The organism is Rhodococcus sp. HM1 (assembly GCF_023218075.1).
In the GTDB taxonomy this organism is placed as follows: Bacteria; Actinomycetota; Actinomycetes; order Mycobacteriales; family Mycobacteriaceae; genus Rhodococcus.
Window position 1 is genome coordinate 1 of the sequence record NZ_JALPTB010000102.1, and the last position, 15,459, is coordinate 15,459.

Below are 15,459 nucleotides of genomic sequence, written 5' to 3' on the forward strand. Positions count from 1 at the left end.
CTGTGTGGGCTACTTTGGGTGCGGTCAGCCTGGCCAGTCCGACCGCACCCAAAGTAGCCCACACAGCGGCCGGATCCGGCTCCATGCCCGGTCCCGAGTGCCCGGCGACGAGATCAACCATGAGGTCCTGGAGATCCCGGTCTACGGCAAGGTTGATTGTGATCGCGGTCGTGGTCATCAGCGCATCCCCAGCCCCCGCGCGATCACGCCGCGCAGGATCTCGTTGGTACCGCCGCGGAGCGTGAACCCCGGACGCTGGTGTAGTCCGGCCCTGCACAGAGCCTCGATTTCCGCTTGCCCGTCCATGGTCTCGTCGCCCATCCGGTCAGAGACGTACTCGACGAGGTCGCCTTCCATGCTGGTACCGAGGAGCTTGACCAGGGCGGCGGCGGTGTCGGCCTTCTCACCCCGTTGAAGGGCTCCGGCAATGTTCTGGCTCAGTGCGTGCAATCCGACCATCCGGGCCACCGACCGTCCTAGGTCGGTGCGCTCGGGCAGCAGTCCCTTTTGGACCGCGCCGATCTCGGTGGCCAGGAGCCGGAAGGTGGAAAGGAAACGCTCGGGTCCACTGCGCTCGAAGGCAAGCTCCGAGTTGACCTGTTCCCATCCGTTGCCCAGAGTGCCGAAGACCATGGCGTCGGGAACGAATACCTCGTCCAGAACTACCTCGTTGAAGTGGTGGTCGCCGGAGAGGGAAATGATCGGCCGGATCGTCACGCCGGGGGAACGAAGGTCAACGATGAACTGGCTCAGACCCGCGTGGCGGTTTGCCGTGTCGAATGGTTCCGTGCGGGCCAGCACGATGAATGCCTCAGCGTGTTGGGCCCCTGAGGTCCACACTTTGGTGCCGGTCACGGTCCAACCGCTGTCCGCGCGGGTGCCGCGGGTCCGGACACTGGCCAGATCCGATCCCGAGTCGGGTTCGCTCATGCCTATGCCGAAGAAACACTTGCCCGCAGCGATCCGGGGAAGGTATTCGTGCTTCTGCTCTTCGGTGCCGTATTTCAGCAGCGACGGTGCAATCTGGCGGTCTGCCACCCATTGCGCTGCGACCGGAGCACCGACCGCGAGCAGCTCCTCGGTGACAACGAAACGCTCGAGATGGGTCCGGCCGCGCCCGCCGTACTCGGTCGGGATGGTCATTCCTACCCAACCGTGTTCGGCCAGGCGGCGGGTGAAGTCCTCGTCCCACCGGGTGAGCCAGGTGTCGATGCCGGGTGTCAGTGTCCCTGCCGCGGTTTCTTTCTCGAGAAACGTGCGTACCTCGGCGCGTAGGGCATTCATTTCATCGGTGGTCACCGTCGTCGGTGGCGCGACGGAGGGATTCATAGTGCCTCCATAGGAAGTTCTGTCTGGGGCGATGCCCGAGCTGCTCGGGTAAATTTCACCGACGGCCGGTAAGTGGCGGCCGGTCGGATCGGGGGGCGAACGCCGGCCCCATCTCGAGTGGACACTATCCAGTTCTGGACATCTACGCAATAGAGAATTATCTTACGTAATTATGTATTGGTTGGAGGAGTTCTCCCTGTTGATAGGCTCACGAAATGGCTGACACTCCTGGGACCCCCGGAGCCGTGCCGGTCGAAAAGGTTCCCGGGCGCCCCCGGCACCGCATGGTCGATCGGGTGGCGGCGATCCTCGAACTCGTAGCCCGGTCCGAAAACGGCCTCACCCTCACCGCTATCGCAAGGGCACTCACCGCGCCCGTCAGTTCGGTCCAGGGCCTGATCAACGGTCTCGTCGCCGTCGGCTACCTCGACGAGCGCGACCGGATCTACACCCTCGGCACCGCGCCATATCTTCTCAACGTCATCGCCGGCAGACCACCGGTCACCTCGATCAGCCATGATCAGCTCGAGCAGGTCCACGCCGAGACCGGGCTGACCACCACACTGTCCACGTCTGTCGGTGACGACCTGTTCTACGTCGACCACGTCTCATCCGACCCGCATTACGCATACCTGGCAGAGAACCGGGTGCGCCGATCCCTCCTGCGCACCTCTGCAGGATGGCTCTTGCTGGCTGATCGCGATCAACGTGACATCTGGGCGTACCTCAACTCTCGACCATCCTCCGATGCCGACTTCGTAGAGCGCTTCCTGCACTCACTCGATGAACTCGAGAACACCGGCGTATGCGTGGCACCCGGTGTGGCCGTTGAACATGCAGACGGGGTTTCGGTCGCCCTCCGGGAACGCGGCCGGACCATCGCCACCCTCGGCGTGGTCGGGGTGCGGGAGACCATCGTCGAACGGCAGGACGAACTCGTCGAGATCTGCCTGCGGTATGCCACCAAGTGGGGCTTTCGCTAGCCCGCAACACGGAGCACTCGCTCCTCGAGAAGTGGGTTGCCCCGGCTCGGCGACCGCGTCAACCATGGCCCACTCCACCGTGGTTTCTGTGTGATGCGAACACGAACAAGGGCCATCGCGGTCACCTCGATAGGCCTTCGCTTTCGTGACCAATACTCGACGGCCGAGTGGTTGTCCCCCGGGCGAGCGTGACCCCTTCTCATCGAGATCGGACTCGCCTGCTCGATCTCGCGACCCGCCCCAAACAGAGGGTTGATTCCAGCTGCGCTGCTCGGTCACCGAATCCATAGGGTGCAAAACTCCACGTGGCGCGACTTCCAGATCGACCACTGGATGACTGCGACAGTCGGCTTGGCCCAGCAGACGACTTCGATCGCAACGGAAGAATATGCACCTGAACATGTCTCGCAATCTGTAGCCGCAATCGACGTTGCCGACATGCTTCGAATCCCCGACCGGTCGCAGGGGAACGTCGCGCAAGTACTGCGGAACAGCGAGTTCGCTTCAGCCACTTCGGCGCCGTAGTCCCCTCCGAAAAATCGGACGGAACCCATGGGCCCACGCTCCTCGATGTGCAGCCGGCGCCAAGCCACTCGTCCTACGCCCGCCCCGAGTCCCCCGATCTCACCTGATGCCGACGAAAGCACCCCTGTCCCGATAAGGGACTCCCCCGGCTTCAGAAGAAGCCGTGACCACGTCGCAGAACCGGACCAGCTATACGTATTTGCGTATTTTTCTTTGTAGTTGCGGATTTTTCGGAAGGCCGTTATTGTCGACTCACTCCATCTACGTGACCCATGCCACACCACATACGCAACGAGGTCGCAAACTCCGACAGGCCGTTCGGCTTTCGAAAAGCAAAGCCTGACAACGCCTCTGAAACTCTGCCCCACCTCAATCTCGGAAAGGTCTAGGCCCATGACATCAGCCCATCTCCCTGAGCACGCCACGACGGAAACGCAGGATTACGACGTCATCGTGGTCGGCGGCGGTTTCGGCGGGATCTATCAGCTGCGCCACCTTCGGGACAGAGGGTTCTCCGTGATCCTTCTCGAAGCCAGTGGAGGCTTCGGTGGCGCCTGGAGCCTCAACCGCTACCCGGGCGCGCGAGTCGACAGCCATGCACCCGTGTACCAGTTCACCGATGAATACCTTTGGAAGGACTGGAACTTCTCACAGATGTTCCCGGACCACGAGGAGATGCGGAGTTACTTCAACTACGTCGACTCCAAACTGGACCTGAGCAAGGACTCCCGCTTCAATACCAAGGTCGTCAGCGCGACGTTCGACGAGGACGAGCGGATGTGGACCCTTGTCTCACAGAACGAGGAGAGCTTCCGCGCACGCTTCGTGGTCTTCGCGACGGGGTCCACTACCGAACCCTACATTCCGAATATCCCCGAAATGGACGCCTATCGAGGTGAACTCGTCCACACCGCACGGTGGCGAGACGATATCGACATGACCGGCAAACGAGTTGCCATTATCGGCACCGGCGCCAGCGCAGTCCAAGTCGTTCAGGAAGCCGGCCCTGTCGTCGAGAAACTCACCGTCTTCCAGCGGACGCCGAACCTCTCGTTGCCGATGCACCAGGAGTACCTCGACGACGAGAGGCAGGCAGCCCTGAAGGAAACCATGCCGGATGTGGCGGTCAAGTGTCGCGAAACATTTGCTGCGATCGACTACGAGTTCGATCCCCGAAACGGCGTCGACACGTCCGAGGAAGAGCGCCTCGCGCTGTTCGAACGCCTTTGGAACCAGGGCGGTTTCGCATTCTGGCTCGGGAACTTCTCTGATTATCTCTTCAGCGAAGCAACCAACTCGATGGTCTACGAGTTCTGGAAGAGCAAGATCAAGCCGCAGATCCTCGACCCTGTCAAGGCTGATCTGCTGGTGCCTGACGTAGCTCCGCATCCGTTCGGAGCCAAGCGGCCGGCCCTGCACCAGAACTACTACGAGGTGATGAACCAAGAGAACGTCGAACTCGTCTCCATCCAGGAGACATCGATCACCGGGTTCACGGCAACCGGAATTCGCACATCCGACGGTATCGAGCATGGAGATTTCGATATCATCGTACTCGCAACTGGATTCAACAATAATACGGGTGCGCTCACTTCGATGAAGGTCCGCAACTCCGCTGGCGTCACCCTCGGCGAGAAGTGGAATCAGGGCGTCGACGCTTACCTCGGCGCATTCACGTCCGGATTTCCGAACGCCATGTTCGTGTACGGTCCGCAGAGCCCTGCCGCCTTTGCGAACGGCTCCACGAACGCTGAGCGTCAAGGCGAGGTCATGGTCGAGTTCCTGGAATTTCTTCGGTCGGAAGGTCTTACCCGGTTCGAATCGACCCACGAAGCCGACCAGGCGTGGACCGATCACATCAACGGCACTGATGATATGGCGCTGTTCAAGCATGCAAAGTCCTGGTACAACGGCAGCAACATCCCCGGCAAGAAGCCCCAGATGCTCCAGTATCTCAACGGTCTGCCCATGTACCTGGATTTCTGGCAGAAGGAAAAGGCCGTAGGATACACCGACGGACTGCGGGTATCGTGAGTCTTCACTAAATCAGATCCAACCTCGGAAGAAGTGAATGATGCCTGTCATCAACAGCATTGAACGTGAATGTTTTTTCATAGACGGCCAATGGCGCAAATCTAGTGCTCCAGACCTGACAACGGTGTTCGAGGCAGCAACGGAGCGTCCTCTGGGTGTTGCTGCGATGGGTGGACCAGCGGAAATAAATGCGGCTGTGCACGCCGCGCGGGCCGCACTCCAGCGAGGACCGTGGGGGCGCAGCACCCCTCACGAGCGCGCTGCAGTTATGCGGCGCTTCGCCGACCACCTCGAGCGTCGAGGACGATCGACGGCAGAGCTCGTCAGCCGGCAGACCGGAATGATTTCCTCCTTGTCGGTCAGCACAAGCGCAACGGCGCCGGTAGCGATTCTGCGGTCGATGGCAGAGGTGGTGGAGACACGAACGTTCGAGACACGCCGTCCCAGCAGCATGGGTTCTACGATCGTTCGGGAAGAACCCGTAGGGGTCGTCGGCGCAATCACTGCCTGGAACTATCCGCAGCTGTTGGCGATGGCCAAGATCGCGCCAGCACTCGCTGCAGGATGCACTGTAGTTCTGAAGCCGGCGCCGGAGACTGCGCTCGACGCGTATGTGCTCGCAGAGGCAGCCGAGGAGGCCGGTCTACCACCCGGCGTCCTCAATATCGTTGCCGGGGGCGTTCATGCGGGCAAAGCCCTTGTAGCCCATCCCGATGTCGACAAGATCGCCTTCACCGGTTCCACTGCAGCAGGTCAAGCGATCGGAGAAGTCGCCGGCCGGAGTTTCAAGAGGGTCTCACTGGAGCTCGGAGGCAAGTCCGCAGCCATTGTGCTCCCCGACGCCGACCTCGACGTCTTCGTCAAAAGCCTCAAAGACGCTGTCCTCAAGAACGGGGGGCAAACATGCACCACGAATTCCCGCATCTTGGTTCCCCACAGTCGGTCCAGCGAGATCATCGATGTCCTGGCGTCCTACGTGGATGACTTGGTGATGGGAGACCCACTCGACGAGTCGGTCACCATGGGACCCATGGTAAGCGAGCAGCATCGGGAGCGGGTGAGGAGTTACATCCGCCTGGGACAGTCCGAGGGATTCCGAACGATTCGCGGCGGAGCCGAACCCCCTGAACAGTGCACCCGCGGCTGGTTCGTGTCTCCCACCATCTTCGATGGTGTCGACAATCGCAGTGCACTAGCGCAGGAAGAGATTTTCGGACCCGTCATCTCCGTCATCCCTTATGAGACCGAAGAGGAAGCCATCGACATGGCGAACGATACGCCATTCGGTTTGGGAGGAGTCGTCTTCACCAAGGACACCGAACATGGCTTGAACCTCGCGTCACGTATTCGATCCGGCACCGTTGGAGTGAACTACTACTCCTTGGATACCGGTTCCCCGTTCGGTGGTGTGAAGAACAGTGGAGTCGGCCGCGAATTCGGACCCGAGTCTCTGGACTTCTACCTCGAGTACAAATCGATATACGTATAGGATACGCAACGCTCGCCGGCCCTCTCCATCTCGCACTCGATAGTGCGCCTAGCCAGAGACTTCATCCCGATGGAAGGACCGCGTAACAACACAAAGCATGCACGTAATCTTCAGCGTCGCAAGGGTGTGCCCACAGTTACTGTTTGCTGACGCTCACCGAATTCGAGCCCGTGTAGGTATCCCGCGATCGGTTCGGCCGAGGAAAGCTTACTGCCAGGCGGCCGGGAGAGCGTCCACGCCTTAGTTCCATCGCTCGCCGCTCGACGCGAAACTATCGTCGCCTACCAACGGCTGGTGCAGGTCAGCAATGCCGAAGATATTCCGTTCATGCTTTGTCCTTCCCTCCGGAGGCCAGCGACTTCCAACCGCACAGAATGAGCAATCATGCCTGAATCCTCATCTGCCATCCTCCCGGCCGAGACTCGAGATTCCGCTTCCGAGACCCTGCGTCCACGGACCGGCGCACTCACCGACATCCGGGTCGTCGATCTTTCGCGAGTACTGGCCGGCCCGCTGTGCGCGCAAGTGCTCGCCGACCACGGTGCCGACGTGATCAAGGTCGAACCACCTACTGGCGACGACACACGCAGCTGGGGGCCACCTTTCGTCAAGGATGACCACAGTGCCTACTTCGATGGCTTGAACCGCAATAAGCGCAACATCAGTGTGGATCTGCGTACCGGGGCCGGCCAACAACTGCTGCGCACGATGCTTGCCGAAGCTGATGTCGTCATCGAAAACTTCAAAGCGGGCACCCTCGCGAAGTGGGGACTTGGCGACGACGTGCTCGCCGCTGAATTCCCGCGCCTCGTGCACTGTCGAATCACCGGGTACGGCGTCGATGGGCCGCTCGGTGGCGCTCCCGGTTATGACGCAATCCTCCAGGCCCTCTCAGGTTTGATGAGCATCAACGGTGAGCCCAGCGGCGATGCCATGCGGATCGGGATCCCTCTGGTCGACATCATCACGGGTCTGAACGCCGTGAACGGCATCCTCATGGCGCTCCACGTGCGGCAAAATACCGGACGCGGGCAACTCGTGGATCTAGCACTGCTCGACAATGCTGTATCCATCCTGCACCCCCACGCCGGCAAGTGGTTTGCCACTGGTGTCCCGCCGGAACGGACGGGCGTGGCACACCCGACGATCTGCCCCTATGAAACGTTCACCTGCACAGATGGCCCCTTTTTCATCGGTGCAGGCAACGACCGGCAATTCCGCGCTCTGGCCGTGGCGCTCGACGCTCCCGACCTGGCTGACGACCCGAGATTCACCACCAACTCCGACCGGATGGCAAACGCAGCACAACTGCGCGACATCCTCGGCGGCCTCGTCAACACCTGGCAGCGCGAGGCTTTGGCGGACCAGCTACGTCTAGCTGGCGTACCGTCGGGGTCGGTGAACAATGTCGGAGAGGCCCTCTCGCTACCGCAGGTCCGTCACCGCGAGATGGTGGTCGAGTGTGATGGCTATCGGGGTCTCGGCGTACCCGTAAAGCTCGCTGGGTCCCCCGGTGCTGTGCGGTTCGGGCCGCGTGACCGTGGCGCCGATACCGACGCTGTACTGACAGAACTCGGCCTTCTCGAAGACGATATCGAGCAACTGCGCGCCGCCGGGGCACTGCCAGAGTAGCGGCTTACCTACACGGCGGATCTTGTCGATGCCTATCAGCAGAGCTCGTTCCACGCGCAACTCCTGGCAAGGTTACGACAGTATGCAAGCCAATGCCGGGGCCGGCCGTTCAACGCCGATCACGTTCTCTTCGTTTTGTATTCGTCGTCGTCCACCAGCAGGTGTTGCACAATAGGACACTGTTGACCTCATCCCTACTTTTAACGTTCTGAGGTGCGCATTCATCTGAATATCCGCACCATTTCACATCCCGTATCCCACTCAAGGAGTGACCATGGCCCTGTTCGCTGTTATCTGGTCGTACACCACTGATGCGTCCGTCAAAGAGGCTGCCCATGCCGACCACCTGGTCTTCGTCAAGGACGCGGCCGCCCGAGGCGTGCTGCAGGAAGCGGGCGCCTGGGCCGATGGCGCCGGCGCTCTGCTCGTGTTCAAAGCGGACAGCGAAGACGACTTGCGTTCCCTGCTCGCCGAGGACCCCTATGTCACGCAGGGTGTTGTCGTAGACCAGAGCATCTACCAGTGGAAGCCCGTCATCGGACCCCTCGTAGGGATCTGAGGACACTCCGGGCACGATCCACTTCGGTGGAACGTGGTTGCAGCATCTCTACGTTGGGCTGCAGTCAGGACTCTTCCAGTCGCGCCGACCCAGACGACCCGCGTGACCCGCATCTGTGCGCATACACAGCGGGCGACGGATTCGAAGAGTTCGATCAGCGGAATCGCGGAACCATCACGTCACAGCCTTGACGGCGTAAGCCTCGACGCCGAACCGGCGTGGCGATCTGTGGGTGCCGACATTTCGACACACCGAGGCAATTGCTGAACTGCCCGAGTGGTTTTCCCGTCCACCCGACTGGGTGGAATGACACCGTGCGTACGCGATACAAGAGCCTCACGCTTTTCTGAGCAGTCAATCTCCCCTTCTCGAGCGGTGATGAAAGTGAGCAACACATGTCCGTGAGCAAAGAATCGCTGTTCCTCAACGACCTGTACTCTTCCTGGCTTCGACGGTCCGAAGGTATGGACCTCGCAGGTCAGCGAGACATGTTCGAAGAATGGCATCTTCCCACCATCGAACCCACCGACGTCACGTATGAAGAAGTGACAGCCAACGGCGTGCCGGCGACATGGGCCAAGCCGCTGGGCGCCGCCGAAGACCGGGTGATCGTCTTCACTCACGGCGGCGGATTCGTAACAGGCTCACGCTTTTCCCATCGCAAGCTTGCAGCGCATCTCGCCAAACTGGCGGGTGTCCACGCACTCGTCGTGGACTACCGGCTTGCGCCGGAGGCGAAGCATCCGGCTCAACTCGAAGACTGCGTTGCCGTCCACGAGTGGCTCCGCACGCAGGGTTACAAGGCGGAACACACAGCGACGGTCGGCGACTCGGCCGGCGCCAATCTCGCCATCTCGACAGTGTTCGAACTTGCGGGCATGGCACTTCCCATTCCGGCCGCCGTCGTCGCTCTCTCGCCGTGGCTCGATATGGAGATCAAGGGACTGACGATCGAATCGAACGACGCGGTCGACGTATTGGCCAAGAGGGCTGTTCTCGAGATGATGCGGGAGATGTTCCTGTCGGAACTCTCCGAAGCAACGGACCCGCGGGCAAACCCCCTGCTCCGAGACTACACAGACTTCCCTCCCGTCTATGTATCGGTCGGCGGTTATGAGACTCTGCTCGACGACTCCCGCCGTGTGGTCGAGTTGATCGAGAAAGTAGGGAGCGAAGCCGTACTCGACGTGGTCGAGGAGCAGCAGCATGTCTTCCACTTCAACGCGGGACGGGCACCCGAGGCGGATCAGGCGCTGAACCGCATTGCCCAGTGGCTACGGCCGAAGTTGGGGCTCGCCTGAACACCGCATGTGTGGCGCGCAACTGAACGCGAAGCGCGCCGACGAAGGATGAACATGTCTCGGCGGCGGTCTGCTTCGGCCCAGACCGCCGCCGAGTTCGTGTGCATGCCAGTCAGCAGGACACTGTCCGAATAATCGATTGCAGTGAAGATCGGGAAGATACATACATGGAAAATCCAGTTCTCGTAGAACGCGACGGATTCATCGAAACGTGGACGATCAATCGGCCGGCTGAAAGAAACCCTGTCTCAGGGATGGACGTAGTCGACGCATTGGTCGCCTGCGTGGATGCCGTCAACGCCGACTACGGAGTACGCGCTGTCATTGTCACCGGCGCGGGATCGACATTCTCCGCCGGTGGCAATGTCAAGGACATGGCGACTCGTCGGGGATTGTTCGGCGGGAAACCTCACGAACAACGCGATGGCTACCGAGCTGGGATACAACGGATTCCACGAGCGATGTACAACTGCGACGTGCCTTTGATCGCAGCGGTGAACGGCCCTGCAATCGGTGCCGGGTGCGATCTCGCCCTCATGTGCGACCTCCGAATCGCCAGCGAAAAAGCTTTCTTTGCAGAGAGCTTCGTCAAGCTGGGCATCATCCCGGGTGACGGGGGCGCCTGGCTGTTACCCAAGGCGGTCGGTATGGCGCGGGCGGCCGAGATGATTCTCACGGGCGACCGTGTCGACGCAACCCAGGCGCTCGAGTGGGGATTGGTCTCGAATGTCGTCCCTCCCGATCAGCTGCTCGACGAAGCTCGCGCACTCGCCAACAGAGTGGCTGCCAATCCTCCACACTCGGTACGGATGGCCAAGAAACTCTTACGCGAAGGGCAGCACCAAAGCCTCGACAGTCTCCTCGAACTGTCCGCTGCACTGCAGGCGCTGGTTCAACAGACCACCGATCACACGAGAGCAGTCGACGCCCTCATGGAGAAGCGAACTGCCGCATTCACCGGCGAGTGAGGATGACTGGCGTAGCAAGCTCCTCGATCACCGGTGCGGACACGTGGACGTTCGACAAGGCAGTCGCATCAACAGGAACGATGTCGTGAAGTTCGACGAATCCGGTCGGATCGAGCAGTGATTCACGGACTGGTACCTCAACACCGGGGTTGAGGTACATGGTGCTCACCCGCCAGAGCGTGGAGATCTCGACAGACCTGGAATGCCCGAGGAGAAACCGGACGACTGTGTTCTTGTCTCGTGCACATCCAGTGCCCGAGGATTGCTTGCCGGCGGACCGGCCACTTCGAGGAGCCAACGGGTGGACCAGTCGCGCGCTGCGCGAGAACCTGAATACCGCGACGCGCCCCGCCGAACCTCCACTGCCCCGGACCGGGGCCTGACCGACGGCAACCGAACCTCGGGCCCATCCGGAACGGCGAGAACCCGCTCCAGCGCGGTTCATGAGAACGGCACGGCGGGCACCCGTGCCGATGTCATCACATCACGCCGCAATGGAGAAGGAGTGCAACACGCCGGCGGGCACGCGCTGTGCAAGTACCAAGCGTGGCTGTGCTCGCAGCACGTGACTGCGGCGCAGCCACCCGTTACTCGCGGTCAGCGAGCGAACTGTTTGCCGAGGAATTCAACGACCGCGCTGTGCAATTCAGCGCTGCGCGGAACTGCGCCGGACATCCAGTACACGCCATGGACAAGACCGTCATACAGCTCGACCTGGACCGGGACGTCCTGCTCGGTCAGCATCCGCCCGTAGTTCAGGCATTCGTCGCGTGTGACCTCGTACTCGTTGACCAACATCAGGGTCGGAGGAAGCCCCGACAAGTTCTTCGCCTTGGCTGGCGAGGCGTACGGGTTCTCGGCGTCTTCCGGTGTGGCCAGGTACTGTTCCCAGAACCAGTCGATCGCTGCTGCGGTGATGAGGTAGCCTTCGGCGTTCTGCTCCCGCGATGGGAATCGTGCCGTGCCGTCGATAACCGGATAGATCAGCACCTGAGCGCACAGTGTCCGCGATCCGGTATCACGTGCCCGGAGGGCGGTGACGGCGGCGAGATTGCCACCGGCACTGTCACCCATGATGGCTACACGCGTCGCGTCACCACCGAAGTCGGCCGCGTTCTCGACTACCCAATTCAGAGCGGCGAACGCGTCTTCGGGTGCGGCAGGGAACTTGTGTTCGGGAGCGAGCCGGTAACTCACGGCGGCCACGATGACTCGGGCGTCCGCGGCCAGGGCGCGACATGGCTGCTCGGTAACGTCGAGGCTGCCCGCAACCCACCCGCCGCCGTGGATGTACACCACAACCGGCAGGGGTGCCTCGGACTCCGGAATGTAGAGACGCACGGCCTGGTCGCCATCCGGTCCGGGGTAGACCGTGTCGACGACACGAGCAAGATCCGCCTTCGGCGCCTGGAGTCCGCTGAAGGACTCGATGACCTCACGGACTTCAGCAACACTCATCTGCTCGAACGACTTCAGTCCCTGCTCGTTCAAAGTATCTATCAGCTGCTCGACTACAGGATCGAGTGCCATGGTGATCTCCTTGATGTCATAGGCGAACTTGGTCGATCGCCGAGTCGGTGGAGTCACACTAAGAGGGCGTCCGAGCGGAAGAGTGTCCGAAAACAACACACCTGTCTGTCCCTGGTTCTCGTAAATGTGTGTTGCACAATCGGACACACCGAAGTTCTATCACTGTTCTACCGTCACCCAAGTGACCCACAGACGGCCAGGATCTCACCATCACCGTTCGATGACGGGCCCGGCAGCGCGAGGGACCTACCGGAGAACGGGTCCACCCTCGAGGCGCTCTCGAGAGATGGGCGCCCCGTACGTCCGCCGCACCCTGGTAGAGCCGTTTCGGTCACCGCACGTCACCGTGGGGACACACCAGCGGCTCCGAAAAACTTGCCGACCACTCGAAACCCGCGCTCGAATTGTGTATCCAGAGAGGGATTATCATGTTGCATCACGTTGTAACGTTCATATGGAAAAAAGACATTACTGACGAGCGCATCGAATCGTTCGACAATGCTCTTGACGCAATATCGACGAGCATTCCCGAAGTCGTGGAATTTCGTTACGGAAGGGACCTGGGGCTCAAGCCCGGGATCGGCGACTATGCAATATCTGCGATCTTCGAGGACGTCCCCGGATTCCGCGCGTATCTGGCCCATCCCGATCATGTGCGCCTCGTTGAAGAATTCATCTCGGTAATGGCCGAATCGTACTCGTCGATCCAGTTCGAGTTTGCGTAACGGCAGTGCCCGCCGCCCGTTCACCGAACAAAGAGTCGGTCGACAGGGTCACTCGTTACGGAAGGTTGTGATCAGTGGTGAACGCTGAAGATGTCGGGGGTGCCCTGCCTGGTGATGCCTTGAGCCGCCCTGTCGCGCTACGTGACGACGTGACCGCGCAGGCGGAGGCATTGCCGAATGCGCGACTGCTTCGCGTGAACGGTGCCGGTCAGGTTCGTCTCAGCGACGGACAACTTATCCTCGAGTCGGCTGCCGACTACTACTCCCGGCCTCCTACGCACGCCGTCCTGCTGGGAGTTGTCGGTACAGTGCACGAGTGGGCTGTGCGGGACGAGTTCCTCACGGATGCTTCCATGGAGAGCGCGGACATCGAGGTCGGTGACCTGCGGTCACACGGAGCGTTCCTCGATGCTGTTGATGCCGAACGGTATCTCACAGCGCAGGCCCTGCTGATGTGGCAGGACGAGTCCCACTTCTGCGCCAAGGACGGGGCGCCGATGACGATCACGTCGGGTGGTTGGACGCGTGTGTGCACTGCGTGCGGTCGGGAGGAGTACCCGCGTACCGATCCCGCGATCATCTGTCTGGTACATGACGGGGCAGACCGCGTGCTGCTGGCGCGACACGCGAATTGGCCGGTGCGGAACTTCTCAACGCTGGCGGGATTCGTCGAGGCCGGTGAGTCGCTCGAAAGCTGCGTGGCGCGGGAAGTTGCGGAAGAGGTCGGTCTCGTTGTCTCCGATGTGGTCTACGTCGGAAGTCAACCATGGCCGTTTCCGCGCTCCCTCATGCTCGGTTTCCATGCCATTGCCGACCCTCGAGACCAGCTAATCTTCAGTGATGGCGAGATCTGCGAGGCTGCTTGGTGCACCCGCACGGAGGTGAGGGAGGCTCTCGCCGCCGGCGACTGGACGAGTTCGGTCGATGCGCACGTGTTGTTGCCGGGGAAAGTCTCGATTGCAAGGCGCATGCTCGAGGCTTGGGTGCTAACTGGTAGCTGACCTTCCGGCTTGATCGGCGCAGTCCTGTCATCGGGCCAGCGCTACTCCGAAGGGACGCCGTTGTCGGTTTCGGCCCCGGTTCTCGACGATCTCTCACGTGGGCGACCATTGCAGTGCAAAGGCAGCTCGTGATCGACGATCCGGAATATCCATGGCGAGAGAGCACGCACTGCCGCAGTCCTCATCCGCGTCATGCGCCCCTCTCCCTTGGGCGTGCTGGTTCGGAGCCAGGTCAGCCGCCGCTGACGTACTCCTATCGGTGACGAACGGCCGCTCACTGGGGACGAGGTGATGCGGCGCGGAGATAGATGAATACTGTTGTTGTAGAGCACAATTGAGTATCGTACTCCTATCGACAGTGTCGTGGTTGCCGGCTAGTACGGCCGCACCTGTCGGCGGTTCGTCCCACGAGCATCCACCGCTGGCAACATGGTCGCCCAGTGGTGTGCATGCAGTGGCGGCGAGGCGGCATGCCTCGATCTCCGGGCACGGGCAGATCCCGATATCCCCCCTGCGTTCGGGCTGCCGGAGTCCCGCTTCGGTGATCACCTGATAGTCGAAGCGGGGCCTTCCGTCCATTTATGGACATCGTCTTGTCGGCGACCTTCGCCCAAGACGTCAGCGCGGCCCGGGAGTCGGAGGAAGGCGTGCAGTAGTGTTCGTGGCGGATCGTAGGGCACCGGGATCCTGTGAGCCAGGGCGGAGTGCGTTCGATCTTCCGTCGATATCGCCTGAGATGCTCTCTGCTATCGCCATAGAAGCCGACAATTCGGGCTCTGCGTTGTCGGCTGCCCCGACGGTGCTGACCCGGCGACCAGCAGATCGTGTACACGACTTCCCACTCGATACGCCGGCCCCGACCGGGCACCGCCGACGGGTGAGCTGGGTTGTCTCCGGCCCTGAGAAATCGCAGGTCCCGGTAGCTACGTTCTCTGCCGCGACCGTGATTGATGGTCGGCACGATCGACCGAATCAGTGCGCAACGCCGCGACAACGGTGACCACCTTGTGGCGGAGGGCGCCGAAGACCTCGTCGAGGTGCGTGCCGAACATCGCAAGACTGTACCCATCATCCGGTGCAACGACACGGAAAGATGGCCGCGACTCCGTACCGAGTTCGTGAGGACGCATGCCCCACGGAGTTCCGACAGCAGATGAAGGCGCGATTCTGCCTCGGCATCCAGCCGGCCTTCATCGTGCCGTCGCAGCGCATGCTTGCTCGTCAGGAGGGATGAACCCACCCTCCGAGGTCCTTCATGTCAACGGCGGCCGAAAACCAGGCCAGAAACGACGGATGAAAACCAGGCCACCCAACCACGATCGGATGGGTGATCTCGATGGAAGACTGGGCTCTGATCCGGCACCTGCATCACAGCGAGAAGTT

General features: G+C 61.3%; 13 protein-coding genes. 9 read left to right on the forward strand and 4 right to left on the reverse strand.

Translation table 11 applies throughout. The annotated features are described in order from the left end of the window. Positions 1 to 177: 177 nt before the first annotated feature. Complete coding sequence (locus tag M1M07_RS29940; RefSeq protein ID WP_248676495.1) at positions 178 to 1,329, reverse strand: acyl-CoA dehydrogenase family protein; 1,152 nt, start codon at positions 1,327 to 1,329, stop codon at positions 178 to 180. Between the two features lie 284 nt (positions 1,330 to 1,613). Here M1M07_RS29940 and M1M07_RS29945 point away from each other — a divergent pair, with 284 nt between their 5' ends. From M1M07_RS29945 to M1M07_RS29975, 7 genes are all read left to right on the forward strand, one after another. Beyond that, complete coding sequence (locus tag M1M07_RS29945) at positions 1,614 to 2,312, forward strand: helix-turn-helix domain-containing protein (RefSeq protein ID WP_197255910.1); 699 nt, start codon at positions 1,614 to 1,616, stop codon at positions 2,310 to 2,312. A 918-nt stretch (positions 2,313 to 3,230) separates the two neighbouring features. Next, positions 3,231 to 4,871 carry an NAD(P)/FAD-dependent oxidoreductase gene (locus M1M07_RS29950; protein ID WP_197255870.1) on the forward strand — a complete coding sequence of 547 codons (1,641 nt, stop codon included), beginning with the start codon at positions 3,231 to 3,233 and terminating at the stop codon, positions 4,869 to 4,871. A gap of 40 nt (positions 4,872 to 4,911) precedes the next feature. After that, positions 4,912 to 6,360: an aldehyde dehydrogenase gene (locus tag M1M07_RS29955; protein ID WP_197255868.1), complete on the forward strand. Its 1,449-nt coding sequence runs from the start codon at positions 4,912 to 4,914 to the stop codon at positions 6,358 to 6,360. Between the two features lie 384 nt (positions 6,361 to 6,744). Further along, positions 6,745 to 7,992 (forward strand): CaiB/BaiF CoA-transferase family protein, encoded by a 1,248-nt coding sequence (locus M1M07_RS29960; protein WP_248676497.1) that lies wholly within the window; start codon positions 6,745 to 6,747, stop codon positions 7,990 to 7,992. A gap of 274 nt (positions 7,993 to 8,266) precedes the next feature. Continuing rightward, positions 8,267 to 8,551, forward strand: coding sequence for a YciI family protein (locus M1M07_RS29965; protein ID WP_248676498.1), 285 nt, complete (start codon positions 8,267 to 8,269; stop codon positions 8,549 to 8,551). Between the two features lie 395 nt (positions 8,552 to 8,946). Further along, positions 8,947 to 9,852 (forward strand): alpha/beta hydrolase, encoded by a 906-nt coding sequence (locus M1M07_RS29970; RefSeq protein WP_197255184.1) that lies wholly within the window; start codon positions 8,947 to 8,949, stop codon positions 9,850 to 9,852. 167 nt (positions 9,853 to 10,019) lie between these two features. Then, the gene (locus M1M07_RS29975) at positions 10,020 to 10,820 is read left to right on the forward strand and encodes a crotonase/enoyl-CoA hydratase family protein (protein WP_197255186.1); all 801 of its coding nucleotides are present in this window, start codon (positions 10,020 to 10,022) and stop codon (positions 10,818 to 10,820) included. Here the strand turns inward: M1M07_RS29975 and M1M07_RS29980 are convergent. Beyond that, the gene (locus tag M1M07_RS29980; RefSeq protein WP_197255188.1) at positions 10,807 to 10,989 is read right to left on the reverse strand and encodes a hypothetical protein; all 183 of its coding nucleotides are present in this window, start codon (positions 10,987 to 10,989) and stop codon (positions 10,807 to 10,809) included. The two genes, M1M07_RS29975 and M1M07_RS29980, sit on opposite strands and share 14 nt — an antisense overlap. 428 nt (positions 10,990 to 11,417) lie before the next feature. After that, positions 11,418 to 12,350 (reverse strand): alpha/beta hydrolase, encoded by a 933-nt coding sequence (locus M1M07_RS29985; protein ID WP_197255190.1) that lies wholly within the window; start codon positions 12,348 to 12,350, stop codon positions 11,418 to 11,420. A 428-nt stretch (positions 12,351 to 12,778) separates the two neighbouring features. On the opposite strand from M1M07_RS29985, the gene M1M07_RS29990 reads away from it, so the two are divergent. Further along, positions 12,779 to 13,075 carry a Dabb family protein gene (locus M1M07_RS29990; RefSeq protein ID WP_248676499.1) on the forward strand — a complete coding sequence of 99 codons (297 nt, stop codon included), beginning with the start codon at positions 12,779 to 12,781 and terminating at the stop codon, positions 13,073 to 13,075. Between the two features lie 74 nt (positions 13,076 to 13,149). Beyond that, positions 13,150 to 14,076 carry an NAD(+) diphosphatase gene (gene nudC / locus M1M07_RS29995; protein ID WP_248676500.1) on the forward strand — a complete coding sequence of 309 codons (927 nt, stop codon included), beginning with the start codon at positions 13,150 to 13,152 and terminating at the stop codon, positions 14,074 to 14,076. A 923-nt stretch (positions 14,077 to 14,999) separates the two neighbouring features. Here the strand turns inward: nudC and M1M07_RS32945 are convergent. Then, a complete protein-coding gene (locus M1M07_RS32945; RefSeq protein ID WP_269437682.1) occupies positions 15,000 to 15,128 on the reverse strand; it encodes a hypothetical protein in 129 nt (42 codons plus the stop codon). Positions 15,129 to 15,459 lie beyond the last annotated feature (331 nt).

Coding starts and splice junctions, on each gene's coding strand:
- M1M07_RS29940 (WP_248676495.1), bottom strand. CDS start 1,329: ATGAATCCCTCCGTCGCGCCACCGACGACGGTGACCACCGATGAAATG.
- M1M07_RS29945 (WP_197255910.1), top strand. CDS start 1,614: ATGGTCGATCGGGTGGCGGCGATCCTCGAACTCGTAGCCCGGTCCGAA.
- M1M07_RS29950 (WP_197255870.1), top strand. CDS start 3,231: ATGACATCAGCCCATCTCCCTGAGCACGCCACGACGGAAACGCAGGAT.
- M1M07_RS29955 (WP_197255868.1), top strand. CDS start 4,912: ATGCCTGTCATCAACAGCATTGAACGTGAATGTTTTTTCATAGACGGC.
- M1M07_RS29960 (WP_248676497.1), top strand. CDS start 6,745: ATGCCTGAATCCTCATCTGCCATCCTCCCGGCCGAGACTCGAGATTCC.
- M1M07_RS29965 (WP_248676498.1), top strand. CDS start 8,267: ATGGCCCTGTTCGCTGTTATCTGGTCGTACACCACTGATGCGTCCGTC.
- M1M07_RS29970 (WP_197255184.1), top strand. CDS start 8,947: ATGTCCGTGAGCAAAGAATCGCTGTTCCTCAACGACCTGTACTCTTCC.
- M1M07_RS29975 (WP_197255186.1), top strand. CDS start 10,020: ATGGAAAATCCAGTTCTCGTAGAACGCGACGGATTCATCGAAACGTGG.
- M1M07_RS29985 (WP_197255190.1), bottom strand. CDS start 12,350: ATGGCACTCGATCCTGTAGTCGAGCAGCTGATAGATACTTTGAACGAG.
- M1M07_RS29990 (WP_248676499.1), top strand. CDS start 12,779: ATGTTGCATCACGTTGTAACGTTCATATGGAAAAAAGACATTACTGAC.
- M1M07_RS32945 (WP_269437682.1), bottom strand. CDS start 15,128: ATGTTCGGCACGCACCTCGACGAGGTCTTCGGCGCCCTCCGCCACAAG.